Below are 12,157 nucleotides of genomic sequence, written 5' to 3' on the forward strand. Positions count from 1 at the left end.
CTCACTATATTAATTTAAAAAAATCATTCCAACTTGAAGTGGGCTTATAGGAAAAATAATAATCCTCCCTATTTAAACCTTTATTTGCTAACTGAAGCTCAATAGCATCTGCCCATAATTCAGGTTTTTTGTAATTCAGGTATTCAACTCCTGAATATCCATCAAGAACCTCACGTGAAAACTCGGTATCACTCGCCAGTATTTTTTTCCCAAGGCAGGCGGCTTCAAGTAGCGGCAATCCGAATGTCTCAATATAACTGGGGAAGACAACTAAATCAGCAGACTTATATTTCTCGATCAAACAATCGTATGATATAACACCTAAGTAATTAACACTGTCTGCAAGACCCAGATCAAGAACCAACTTGTGGAACATGACATAATCGGGTGGTTTAAAAGTGACGTTCAATATTATTTGACTATTTTCTTTTCGTTTTTTTATTAAATACAGAGACTTTAACAGAAGCAAATGATTTTTGTATACCAATGGTGTTGCAGGATACAGTATACTGAATTTTTCTTTATGTAAGTTTAAAGAATTAGGCTCGTTGACTACAGGAAGTCTGACTTCTGGCAAAACCACGCAGACATTGTGATCTTCAAGCTTGTGCTTATCAATAAGAATTTTTTTTAACCAATGGCTCTGAACTACATACACTGTATTTTTAGTTGCAAACAAGAATATAAAAAAGGAATAGAAATATTTGTATAAAAAAAGAATGATTTCATTTTTTTTTAAAATATTCCAACGAACATCTGAAAATGGCAATGACTGATGTAAGTATACTATCTGTTGGACATCTACATTTACAGTAGTATTCTGCAAAGAAATTAATTTTTTGTAGTTAACTCTGTTATCTTTAAGCCATTTTTTTAACGCATATGCATCCCACAATACGCGAGAAAGCCAGCCTTTTTTTTTAACAAAGACTAACTTTATATTATCAGGGCATTTTAATGATAAATTTTCTGGCACAAAGCAGAGATAATTATTGTGATCACTCCCTGCATGGGATATAAATTGTTTCAATATCGTCAATGCGCCACTTTGATCTAATGCAGTAGCATTAACAACAATATACTCAATACTCGATAATTCTTCTAAAGGCATCACATCAAGCACACATTATATTAAAAAAATATTTTTCGATCAAAACAGATCTTGAAGTTTTTTGAAAAAATCTCCAAAGAGTTGTATTTTTTCAGTATGTCAGTATCAGCTTTTCAAAACAACCTTTCAAATTGACAGCAAGATTAGCAAACTCCTTCAATTCATCAATAATAACTCCTCCTCCCGGACACATACTGTGAATATGTTCGAAATATGAATTACCTAATGAGATAAATTATTTATTTCGAGAAACCATTTCAGAGAATATACCAGACGTAGTCAAATCGTATTCACCCTTAGGGAAAATCCGCACCCTGCGAGGACTTCAGACAGGTATCGAGTGCTCATGACGGCCTTTTTCTGCTTCCGCTTCAGTCCAGCTTTAAAGGTTTTGGTATTGTTCAACATATTAACTGCCATATGTGCAAAACCAGTGAGCATTTCAGCTGTACTACCTTTTCTGATTCGTCAATCATCTTCTCTCATTGCAGCATCTATTTTCCAATGGAGTTTATTTTCGATTACCCAATGCTCTCTTGCAGCATGTGCAAACTTTTCTGTAATTAATTGCGCAGAGGAAATGTAATAACGTGCTCTGCTCTTCAATTGTCGGTAAGCCATTGGTTATGGTAGTCTCCTCGAAATGAATTCGGGAGTAATCATGAGTGGAGAACATCAGTTTTTGTAGACGTCCTTAAATGGCCGGTTATGATACTAAAGTTTACAGAATTTTAATCGTTGATGTGTAAGCCTTGGAGTTAGTGCTATGTGATCACACGCACAATGATACAGATTTTACCTTAGACAAAATCTCATTTTTAATAAGAGGAACTCTTACCGACAACTGCTCAGTAATTTCTTTTTCATGAACAACTAAATAGTCAAATGCAGATACTAATCTTTCACAACTTAAATCTGATAAGTCGATGACAACTGGTCTATCTTCAAACAAATCGCGGCTCAAACCTTTAGCCTTATTACTATATGCAATTGATAAAGTTGGAATTAAATTTGAAAACGCAGCAACTGTAGAGTGCATTCTTGCACCAATAAAATAACGACACTTTCCAATCACATATTTAATCTGACTCACGTTTAAGTCATTTTTCGTGATCGAGATTTTACCACTTTTGTCTTTTAACTTATCCATAACTTTAAGTAAGTAGTGATAATCACTGTTTACTTGTGCTCCATCTAATGGCGATACATGTGGAATAAGGAGAATAGCTAGATCGTATTTCTCAATAATATACTTGGCAAACCTTGATATCTCATTAATAATATCGACACCGTTTTTATTAAGCTTCTCAATCAAAGGGCTAACATTGAGGCCAACCACACCATTATTGGGTGATTCTGGCCAGAATAAATCAAGGGGAATTTCTTCTTGCTCTAAAATAAAAGCTGGATCAGGAATCAGATTAACATCGGATATTAGAAAACTTTTTTTAAAAATAGTTTCACTGACCGTCTCACGAACTATTCGGCAACTCATACGATTAAAATGAGTCTTGAGTTTTTCTGCAAATTCTGGTTCTTCTTTAAAATCACTGACCGATGCGCCCCAAAGCGTTACCGGCTTCCCCATATTCATAGCAATATCGTTAATACCCATTATCCACGATGGCAACCGACCTTCATAAGTATACATATCACCACCAATGGAGATCACAGCATCAACCCTGGAAAATGCGTCAAGCAAGTTCTTATCTGGTGGAAAAGGCCAGTTGAGTGTCTTAACAAATCTTAATGGTAATCGCTGAAACTGAACAAACCAACGAGTTAAATCTGGGTAATAAAAAGGAACAAACTCAACACCCCATTCTTTTGAATTAGGCCACTGCCTCTGATCGAGAATAATATTATCCGATGGAACCAGAACAGTTACGTCATTAAATTTATACTTCAGAAGTGAAACTACACTTCTTACAAGCGCTTCACAACCTCGATTACCAAAGTTTTTTTGCCCTGTTAAATAAAAAGTTAATTTTTTCATACACAACCACAAACAGCTAAAATAGCTGAGTTAATGTCCTGCAAGGAACAAAGGTATAACCAGAGAAAAGAACTCAAATCTTTGAAATAAGTGAAAACTAACGATTATACTACTGTCAAAACTTTCTCTAAACTGATTCTTGGAGAATAAGCCACTTCAAGATCTTTTGGTAAACTACCAATTGCTATCATCGAAATAACCACATGCGACTTTGGTATATTAAACTGACGTTTCAACTCCATATCTTTTCCGGCAGTAACCGACCAGTTCAAAAAGCAGGTGCCGACACATTTTGAATGTAATGCATAAACAAAAGTCATAGCCATTAACCCACCATCAATATATGATTGATTTCGTTCTGAAACACCAACGAAAGAATGGAGATCAGAAGTTACCACAGCAATATGGCTAGCTAAATGGCCAAAGCCTCGATTCCCACCTTGTAAGGTCAATAACTTTTTCTTATCTTCGTCCAAACTATAAATAAAGATACGAGATGTCTGTCGGTTACAAACTGATGGTGTTTTTCTAGACATATCTGCAGCCGACTTAATTATATCTATTGAGACTGAGTCTTCACCAAAATCACGAATGCTGTAACGAGTATCTAAAAAGAGTTTGAAGTCAATACCAGCTCCCTGAATTATTTCATCCCTTTGAATATATTTTACACCACCTTCAGCGCTACCAACTAGACTCGAATTTAAAACCTTTTCTAATTTTTTTATTTTCCCGTCTACTTTCTCTAAGGAAATACCATTTTCCAGATTAAACAGCTGATATTTTTTAAGTGCCTTAAATGCAAATAATACAATTTCATCCATGCCATAAGCACTGATATAACTTTCAATTTGTAAAAGCACTTTTTCTACAATCTTTTCTCCATAACCGGGCCTAGTTTGTGGAAGTGATAAACCTTTTTCAATAATATGAGCATGCTTAAGTAACATTGCTAACTTTCTTTCCTTGTTACTTTCACCCACAAAGCTTGAAGAATATACAGCATAACGAAATGAGTCATACAGAACATTTAACGGAAATATTAAAGCTTCCTTAACAAATCTTAGAAGATTAATCATTGAATCAGGCAAAGTGGCCTGCAGATATTTTTTAAACCTCATTAATTGTATCCTTCTTTGGAAAAGTTTTTGAGTAAAATCTTACGCAAAAATATGAAAATAAAAGTACACAATTGCAAAATGTGGTAACAACTGCTGCTGAAACAACTCCATACAGGGGAAGAAATACAATATTAAGGATTACATTAATGATTGCCACCGAACCCATAACTTTAACTTTAATTTTCATATTTTCCTGTGTTACTAATGTTGCGCCAACACTACTAGCCAGAAATAAGACTGGAATGGAAAAAGAAAGAACTGAAATTAATAAAACTGATTGTTCGTAGCTAGAACCAAAAATTAAAGGTACAAAAAAAGGCGAGCTAAACAAAACTATAATCATGATAAAAACACCTAAACCTAGCATCAAATAATTACCAGATTTATATACTTTATTAAATGCTTTTTGATCATGATTAGCCCACCTATGCATTTTAGGCAAAAGATATCTCTGATAAATGATACTTGGAAGAATCATGACTACCGTAATTATCATAAATGCAACGTTGTAAATCCCAGCGGCTTCTGAACCAATTAAATATTTTATTAATACGATGTCACTCTGGAAATATAATAAATGAAATATTCCTGCCAAACCGAATGGATATACATCAAGAAAAACCTCTCTCATGCCCACCTTTTTACTTGTGTGATCTAATATATTTACTATCTCATATTTATGAAAACTGACTTTTCCAAGGTAGAGTTGACATAAAGGATAAAAGCTAGAAACTATTAACACTAATGCCACTGCAGAAAAAGCCATGGCAACAGTACTTGCCTCAACAGTACCTGCGAATAAATAAAAATAAAGAAATACTAATGCTAATCTAGAAAAATGAGGTAGAGCCTGCCAAAAGGTAAGTTTAAAATAGGCTTCTTCTAACTGTAGTCGACTTGAAACAAGCTCAACAACAGATTGACCTGCAATATATAATGATATGATATAAAGAATATTCCTATATGTATTGCTATGAGGTCCAACTAATGCCCAGATTACAACAAACATCGTTGCAAGGACTGTAGTAAAACAAGCAAACCTCATTGAAACTGGGATAAAACGTTGAGCAAAATTTCCCTCCTTCCCAAACTGTTTCAACCACCATTGAGAAACACCAAATCCAGCTAGAGGTACTAAAAGAGAAACCAGTGTTAATGCAGAAGAGAAGTCACCATACTGCTCAGGCCCTAAATTTCTTGCAATAATAACTTGTGTTAAAAAAGCGAGTCCTGAAGAAAATAAAGTCCCGAAGCAGAGCATCATGATTGATAGTACAGCTTTTCTCATATTAAAACTAAAACTCTATGCCAGGTTGTTAGCCCCGATTAGTAAAACTGGCAAAAACCGGAGTCATATGTGGTCCGCCCCGCTTTGCAAGGAAAAGTTTTCCATCATGAAGTAAATGATCCACGTTCTTAGAACGTGGTTTTGCTTTGGGCCCCCTAAAAGGGGGCTGAAACCGCCAGCCTTCTGAGAAGGCTGGTGCGAGTTGCCCCAAAATTGAAGGTTATTTCCTAAAGTCTATCTCCTGCTGGAGACGTTCTTTCTTCTCTTGATACTTTACATACTTGCGAATCATTTCTGCATCAACTCCAACAGTGTCAACACAATACCCTTTTGCCCAGAAGTGATTACCCCAATAAGGCTTCTTCTTAAGATAAGGGAATTTTGTGAACAACCTCAGAGCCGTCCGCCCTTTCACCGTTCCGACAAGTTGCGAGATCGAAACTTTTGGGGGCACTTTCACCAGTAAATGCACATGATCATTCTGAATATTCAGTTCTACAACCCTGCATTGAAGCTGGCTGCAAAAGACCTGGATACAGTTATGCACCTCCGCCTTTACTACACCAGTAAGAACTCGAAACAGGGAAAAATCATGAAACCCCGCACCCTGCCAGGACTTCAGACAGATATTGAGTGCTCATCGCTGCATTTTTCTGCTTCCGCTTCAGACCCGCTTTAAAGGTTTTGGTATTGTTCAACATATTAACTGCCATATGTCGAAAACCAGTGAGCATTTCAGCTGCATTGCCTCTTCTGATTCGACAATCATCTTCTCTCATCGCAACATCCATTTTCCAATGGAGTTTATTCTCGATTGCCCAATGCTCTCTTGCAGCATGTGCAAACTTTTCTGCAGTTAATTGCGCAGAGGAAATGTAATAACGCACATTGATGTCGTCAGCATTAAATACACCGTCTTCCATTCTTGCAGACAAAATAATTCCGAGAGTTTTCATTCCTTGCCAATCAAAAGATAGATTAACAAACTCATCAAAAATATCACTAACTATGTGAAGACGTGTTTCCATTCTACCATGGCTTTTTTCTTCAGTTCTGAAAGTATCACCCTTCCATTGATTCACTTTTCAACAGAAAAATGATTCTCAAACGCCTCATGAAGCTTGCCCTGGTTACCTTTTACCGCTAGCAAATAATCAGCGCCTTTATCGACGATTTTCTTAGCAATATCCCTCTGACACCCCATGGCGTCTATGGTTACGAGGCATTCACGAATTTCAAGGAGTTCAAGTAATTCAGGTATGGCGGTAATCTCGTTACTTTTATCATTAATTTTAATTTGACCAAGAACCAATTCGTTTGCAGTAGCAAACGCACTCACCATGTGAATTGCTCCTTTATCCTTACCCTTGTCGTAAGATCCTCTTGCTGTTTTTCCATCAATTGCAATTATCTCACCATTGGTTGCCCGGTGGCAGGCTTGCATCCACTCAATAAAGCATTTCTGGAATTGCTTTGGGTTAATGGCAGCAACTACCCTGGAAATTGTATGATGGGAAGGTATGCCGTATTCAAATTCACCATATTTTTTAACCAATCCAGTCCCTCATTGCCGAAGTCTTCAATTTCTTCCCAGCCTTCGCAACCCGCAATGACTGCACAAATGACCAAGAGCAGAATATCAGCAAGTTTATGATCTACTTTCCATTATTGACGTGCGTCATAAATGGCAGATAGCCTATTCATTAAATCAAATGCATTCATTTCAAGAACATCCAAATCTTTTTTGTATAAGACAATGTATGTATATTTTGTTCCATAAGGGGATATCTTTATAGCCATTGAACCCAATGGCTTCGGGGCTTTCATGATTTTTCCCTACGGATTGGTTCGCTTTTTGCTGTTAATCCCCAGCCTGAAACCAAACGACTACTGAACAACAACATACTTTTCCCGAATCACTTTCCGGAAATTCTCAGGTACCTGCTCCCAGACAAAAAGATCGACCCGAAATGGCAGGTTACTCTCTTCCAGCGCTTCCCTGAGTTCAGCTATGGCAATTGCCTGTTCTGGGCCGGAAAAGGCAACCATATCAAGATCCGATGCGAAATGGGCCTTGCCATTAACTCTTGAGCCATAAGCCCAGACAGGGAAAAATCATGAAACCCCGCACCCTGCGAGGACTTCAGACAGATATCGAGTGCTCATGGCGGCCTTTTTCTGCTTCCGCTTCAGACCAGCTTTAAAGGTTTTGGTATTGTTCAACATATTAACTGCCATATGTCGAAAACCAGCGAGCATTTCAGCTGCATTGCCTCTTCTGATTCGACAATCATCTTCTCTCATTGCAACATCTATTTTCCAATGGAGTTTATTTTCGATTGCCCAATGCTCTCTTGCAGCATGTGCAAACTTTTCTGCAGTTAATTCCGCAGAGGAAATGTAATAACGCACACTGATGTCGTCAGCATTAAATACACCGTCTTCCATTCTTGCAGACAAAATAATTCCGAGAGTTTTCATTCCTTGCCAATCAAAAGAAAGATTAACAAACTCATCAAAAATATCACTAACTATGTGAAGACGTGTTTCCATTCTACCATGGCTTTTTTCTTCAGTTCTGAAAGTGTCACCCTTCCATTGATTCACTTTTTCAACAGAAAAATGATTCTCAAACGCCTCATGAAGCTTGCCCTGGTTACCTTTTACCGCTAGCAAATAATCAGCGCCTTTATCGACGATTTTCTTAGCAATATCCCTCTGACACCCCATGGCGTCTATGGTTACGAGGCATCCACGAATTTCAAGGAGTTCAAGTAATTCAGGTATGGCGGTAATCTCGTTACTTTTATCATTAATTTTAATTTGACCAAGAACCAATTCGTTAGCAGTAGCAAACGCACTCACCATGTGAATTGCTCCTTTATCCTTACCCTTGTCGTAAGATCCTCTTACTGTTTTTCCATCAATTGCAATGATCTCACCATTGGTTGCCCGGTGGCAGGCTTGCATCCACTCAATAAAGCATTTCTGGAATTGTTTTGGGTTAATAGCAGCAACTACCCTGGAAATTGTATGATGGGAAGGAATGCCGTATTCAAATTCACCATATTTTTTTAACCAATCCAGTCGCTCATTGCCGAAGTCTTCAATTTCTTCCCAGCCTTCACAACCCGCAATGACTGCACAAATGACTAAGAGCAGAATATCTGCAAGTTTATGGTCTACTTTCCATTGTTGACGTGCGTCATAAATGACAGATAGCCTATTCATTAAATCAAATGCATTCATTTCCAGAACATCCAAATCTTTTTTGTATAAGACACTGGATGTATATTTTGCTCTATAAGGGGATGTCCTTATAGCCATTGATCCCAATGACTTCGGGGGCTTTCATGATTTTTCCCTAGCTTGAAACCAAACGACTACTGAACAACAACATACTTTTCCCGAATCACTTTCCGGAACTTCTCAGGCACCTGATCCCAAACAAAAAGATCGACCCGAAATGGCAGGTTACTCTCTTCCAGCGCCTCCCTGAGTTCAGCTATCGCAATTGCCTGATCCGGGCCGGAAAAGGCAACCATATCAAGATCTGATGCGAGGTGAGCCTTGCCTTTAACTCTTGAGCCATAAGCCCAGACTTCGATATCTGGCAAATGTTTTTTCAGCAATGCCTGTAGCAGTAACAGTTCATCATGTCTGAGGTCAAGGTGTTCCGGGGGATGATCGGTAGAGCAATTCATAACCAGGGTTCCCCGCTCATGGTTTCGTATAAGGCAACCGCATCCTTTATAAATACACCCATTAAATCGAGTGCAGCCTTTGCTTTTTCACCATCATAATCATGGGATGTACCAATGCGGCTATCCGCATAGATCAGCCATTGGGTAACATCCGACGGCAGCAGTCGGTTTTCATTCAGCAATTCCCGCAAAAAGGGAAAAAATAAAGATTTTCCCTTAATTGTCTCATTACTTTTTTGGACACAAACAAAAAACTCAGCACAAAATCTGATCCATAGGTTAACTTAAATTCACTGAAGAAAATGGGTTATTATTTGGTAACTATGCCGTATCAGGGAATAAACTCCGGATGCTGATCATTTTCCGTTTTGGCTGTTCACTTGGTTTCACTCGCTTGCCTTTCGGTTTTGGTTCAGGTGTACCCTGCAAGATCAGCCCCTTCATGAATAACACCCAGGAACTAACCACAAAAATCTCAAAAAAATTCCTCTGCTTTTCCCAAAAAATCTTTTTCCGCTTGTTAGCCTTCAGCGCTTCATTAAATAATGGGCAGGAAAGCTCAACAATTTGATCAATCAGAAAGGCAAGAAACATCAGACAGGCAAAGTTGCTTGCCAGATTCTCTTCACCATGACCATAGTTATGCTCAAGACTGTAACCCAAATTCTTCAGTGTATTGAACGTTTCATTTTCAATTAACCACCGTGCGCGTCCTCCTCGCATGATTTTCATGCAACACATATGGTTGTGAATGGGCAGGCTGGTTACCCAGCTATTGCAGTACTTTATTTTTCCATCCGAATCCGTTTCCACATAGTCGACATAATTGACCATAAAATCAGGATGTGACTTATTGAGTGGAACATCGTTTACGTAGCGAAACGAATGCCGGTGACCCCGTTTGTCGGTATAAGTGAACCGACGGACTTTGCCTTCCCGGTCCAGATCATCAACGGCTTCCAGCAAAGCCTCATGATCACTGTCCTTGGCAACAGTGATAAAATTGTGACCATAAGACCGGATGAGTTTAAGGGTTGGCCCCTTGGAATAGAGACCATCTAAACCCAGTACCAATTTCAGGTGGTAGTGTTCCCTGGAGAGATCTTCCAGAATGCGTTCAAGGGCACGCACTTCACAGTCATTTTTGGAAGCATCTTTTTGTTGAGTAATAGGTTCTGGCATTAACGGCAGAACTGTTTTCAATCCTGGCTTTACAAGACAGATCGCGGATAACTGATGATAGAAAACAGTTGTTTTTTTAGGATTGTCGGCGTTTTTTGTGCAACAGTTTTTACAATTGATACTCTTTGACGTAAAAGTTTGTGTGCCATCAATGGGAGCCAGGTAGCCCTCTTTAAAATATTGAAAATGTTTCAATTTCCCACGACGCTGACAATAAGCAAAAAGGGCGAGAAACAGTGGTCGAATATGCTTTGTCTTAACGTGATCAATTATTGATCTCAGATAGGTATCACAGGGTATATTTTGAACATGATATAAACTCTTGGCGTTTTCCTTGATAGTGGGCTGTTCACGTTTGTCATCGCAGGCCAGTAACGATGGATTTTTGTTATGAAAAACAGCAAGGGCATACATAAACAAATCGGAAATGGAAAAATTTGATGAGCGCCCTTTTTGTGAGCGAGGATCGGGAATCTCTTGAACTTGTTCAAAGACAAGATCAATGAGGTCAGTAGTAACCGAATGATTATGAGAGGTAGGCATAGGATACTGTGTTGCTATTTTGCCAAAAGCATCATCTATTTTAGACTGCGTAGCTGAAATTGTCCTGTAAGCTTCCAGACCTTGGGAACAGCGGGCTTTCAGTCGTTGTGGGAATTACTGGTTTTCATTGGCAATACGGAACAACGGTTTCGGGCTGTTGGGGACGTCGGGTAACCCCAGGCTGTTTTTCAAATAGCGCTTTAGCACTTTCCACATGCAGTCATAACAGGTTTCAAATCGCTGGATAACGGATTCCGATACTGCCTCTTGCAGCCAGTCGGGTAATGTGTCATCAAGTGTTTGCAGATGGTGATATTGGGATTCCAGCAGAGTGAGTGACTGTTTAAACTTGCCGTAGTCGATCATTTTTAATTGGCCTTGCCTCTTCTATTTTGAGTTCGCTGCCGGGACAACGCCACCGCTTCGCTCGGGCTTTCAGCGGAGTTCACCTTTATTGACAGCCATTACTGCTCGCCCTGGTACATCATTTCAATGAGATTGACGTGTACCCTCTCCGTTCATCCTGAGTGCCCTTTGGCTCGGCTCAGGATGCACGGACGAAGGGTGTTTGGCACGATCTATCATGGGCCGGAGTTGCGCCCTTCGACAGGCTCAGGACGAACGGAGTGCAGAGGCATATGATAACAACAACCTGGCAAACTCATTGAAACCATGTACTAGGCAAAGCAGCCCCATAGCGCAAGGCAAAATCCCGAATATTACGATAGACCGTTAACAACTCGCTGACCAGCGGCAAGGCCCGGTTCAACGTCTCGGCATTCAGTTCACTGTCTTCCGGGTAGTCATGGGCAAAAGCATTGTGTAACTCACGAAATAGAGGCCATTGGGCTGCATTATCAATCGCCCCTATTTTTTCCAGCCGGTTGAGCTTGTCGATAAAGGTGTTCAACGCCCCCTGCTCTCCCACCAAATCCAGCACTTGAGGAAAGAGTTTTGCGCCCATGGCATCCTGTAATTTACTGAACCGGGTGGCAAATTGATCCATGTACGCCACTTCAGCCGGGGCAAGGTTTTCAAACGCTTTGGCACTCAATGGCAACAGGCTTTTCACTTCGGCCATCACCCATTCAAGGCGCAAGGCATGACGGTCACAAATCCAGAGGGTGCGCCCGATAACATCTGTAATTTGTCGTCCACTACCCATTCCTTTGCCCTGCTCGGTTGCCATTCAATTGAATCCCGGTATTTCTG

Annotated in this window: 12 protein-coding genes and 2 pseudogenes; all 14 read right to left on the reverse strand. The window is 39.4% G+C overall.

What is annotated here, in order from left to right; genetic code table 11:
• Window positions 1-4: 4 nt before the first annotated feature.
• The 14 genes and pseudogenes from O3276_RS04085 to O3276_RS04150 all read right to left on the reverse strand — a co-directional run bounded on the left by O3276_RS04085 (window position 5) and on the right by O3276_RS04150 (window position 12,134).
• Complete coding sequence (locus tag O3276_RS04085; protein ID WP_269675930.1) at window positions 5-1,111, reverse strand: glycosyltransferase; 1,107 nt, start codon at window positions 1,109-1,111, stop codon at window positions 5-7.
• 468 nt (window positions 1,112-1,579) lie between these two features.
• On the reverse strand, window positions 1,580-1,732 hold the full coding sequence (locus O3276_RS04090) for a hypothetical protein (RefSeq protein ID WP_269674493.1): 153 nt from the start codon (window positions 1,730-1,732) through the stop codon (window positions 1,580-1,582).
• A 151-nt stretch (window positions 1,733-1,883) separates the two neighbouring features.
• Complete coding sequence (locus O3276_RS04095; protein WP_269674494.1) at window positions 1,884-3,107, reverse strand: polysaccharide pyruvyl transferase family protein; 1,224 nt, start codon at window positions 3,105-3,107, stop codon at window positions 1,884-1,886.
• Window positions 3,108-3,211: 104 nt separating this feature from the next.
• On the reverse strand, window positions 3,212-4,228 hold the full coding sequence (locus O3276_RS04100) for a nitroreductase family protein (protein ID WP_269674495.1): 1,017 nt from the start codon (window positions 4,226-4,228) through the stop codon (window positions 3,212-3,214).
• On the reverse strand, window positions 4,218-5,516 hold the full coding sequence (locus O3276_RS04105) for a flippase (RefSeq protein WP_269674496.1): 1,299 nt from the start codon (window positions 5,514-5,516) through the stop codon (window positions 4,218-4,220). The genes O3276_RS04100 and O3276_RS04105 overlap by 11 nt, the downstream gene beginning before the upstream one ends.
• Window positions 5,517-5,736: 220 nt before the next feature.
• A complete protein-coding gene (gene tnpA / locus O3276_RS04110; RefSeq protein ID WP_332328243.1) occupies window positions 5,737-6,144 on the reverse strand; it encodes an IS200/IS605 family transposase in 408 nt (135 codons plus the stop codon).
• Window positions 6,107-7,238 (reverse strand): annotated as a pseudogene (locus O3276_RS04115) (ISAs1 family transposase). The gene tnpA and the pseudogene O3276_RS04115 overlap by 38 nt, the downstream one beginning before the upstream one ends.
• A 165-nt stretch (window positions 7,239-7,403) precedes the next feature.
• A pseudogene (locus O3276_RS04120) lies at window positions 7,404-7,610 on the reverse strand (nucleotidyltransferase family protein); the annotation flags it as partial.
• A gap of 21 nt (window positions 7,611-7,631) precedes the next feature.
• Complete coding sequence (locus O3276_RS04125) at window positions 7,632-8,765, reverse strand: ISAs1 family transposase (RefSeq protein WP_269674497.1); 1,134 nt, start codon at window positions 8,763-8,765, stop codon at window positions 7,632-7,634.
• Window positions 8,766-8,899: 134 nt separating this feature from the next.
• Window positions 8,900-9,220 carry a nucleotidyltransferase family protein gene (locus O3276_RS04130; RefSeq protein ID WP_269674498.1) on the reverse strand — a complete coding sequence of 107 codons (321 nt, stop codon included), beginning with the start codon at window positions 9,218-9,220 and terminating at the stop codon, window positions 8,900-8,902.
• Entirely contained in the window at window positions 9,217-9,402 is a 186-nt protein-coding gene (locus O3276_RS04135; RefSeq protein ID WP_269674499.1) for a hypothetical protein, read from the reverse strand. The genes O3276_RS04130 and O3276_RS04135 overlap by 4 nt, the downstream gene beginning before the upstream one ends.
• Before the next feature lie 139 nt (window positions 9,403-9,541).
• Window positions 9,542-10,945, reverse strand: a complete 1,404-nt coding sequence (locus O3276_RS04140; protein WP_269673235.1) for a hypothetical protein — start codon at window positions 10,943-10,945, stop codon at window positions 9,542-9,544.
• A gap of 114 nt (window positions 10,946-11,059) precedes the next feature.
• Complete coding sequence (locus O3276_RS04145) at window positions 11,060-11,311, reverse strand: nucleotidyltransferase substrate binding protein (protein WP_269674500.1); 252 nt, start codon at window positions 11,309-11,311, stop codon at window positions 11,060-11,062.
• Between the two features lie 295 nt (window positions 11,312-11,606).
• On the reverse strand, window positions 11,607-12,134 hold the full coding sequence (locus O3276_RS04150) for a hypothetical protein (protein ID WP_269674501.1): 528 nt from the start codon (window positions 12,132-12,134) through the stop codon (window positions 11,607-11,609).
• Window positions 12,135-12,157: the final 23 nt, after the last annotated feature.

Origin of the sequence: Endozoicomonas sp. GU-1, from assembly GCF_027366395.1 — a bacterium.
Classification (GTDB): domain Bacteria; phylum Pseudomonadota; class Gammaproteobacteria; order Pseudomonadales; family Endozoicomonadaceae; genus Endozoicomonas.

Coding starts and splice junctions, on each gene's coding strand:
- O3276_RS04145 (WP_269674500.1), bottom strand. CDS start 11,311: ATGATCGACTACGGCAAGTTTAAACAGTCACTCACTCTGCTGGAATCC.
- O3276_RS04095 (WP_269674494.1), bottom strand. CDS start 3,107: ATGAAAAAATTAACTTTTTATTTAACAGGGCAAAAAAACTTTGGTAAT.
- O3276_RS04085 (WP_269675930.1), bottom strand. CDS start 1,111: ATGCCTTTAGAAGAATTATCGAGTATTGAGTATATTGTTGTTAATGCT.
- O3276_RS04150 (WP_269674501.1), bottom strand. CDS start 12,134: ATGGCAACCGAGCAGGGCAAAGGAATGGGTAGTGGACGACAAATTACA.
- O3276_RS04140 (WP_269673235.1), bottom strand. CDS start 10,945: ATGCCTACCTCTCATAATCATTCGGTTACTACTGACCTCATTGATCTT.
- O3276_RS04125 (WP_269674497.1), bottom strand. CDS start 8,765: ATGAATGCATTTGATTTAATGAATAGGCTATCTGTCATTTATGACGCA.
- O3276_RS04090 (WP_269674493.1), bottom strand. CDS start 1,732: ATGGCTTACCGACAATTGAAGAGCAGAGCACGTTATTACATTTCCTCT.
- O3276_RS04100 (WP_269674495.1), bottom strand. CDS start 4,228: ATGAGGTTTAAAAAATATCTGCAGGCCACTTTGCCTGATTCAATGATT.
- O3276_RS04130 (WP_269674498.1), bottom strand. CDS start 9,220: ATGAATTGCTCTACCGATCATCCCCCGGAACACCTTGACCTCAGACAT.
- O3276_RS04105 (WP_269674496.1), bottom strand. CDS start 5,516: ATGAGAAAAGCTGTACTATCAATCATGATGCTCTGCTTCGGGACTTTA.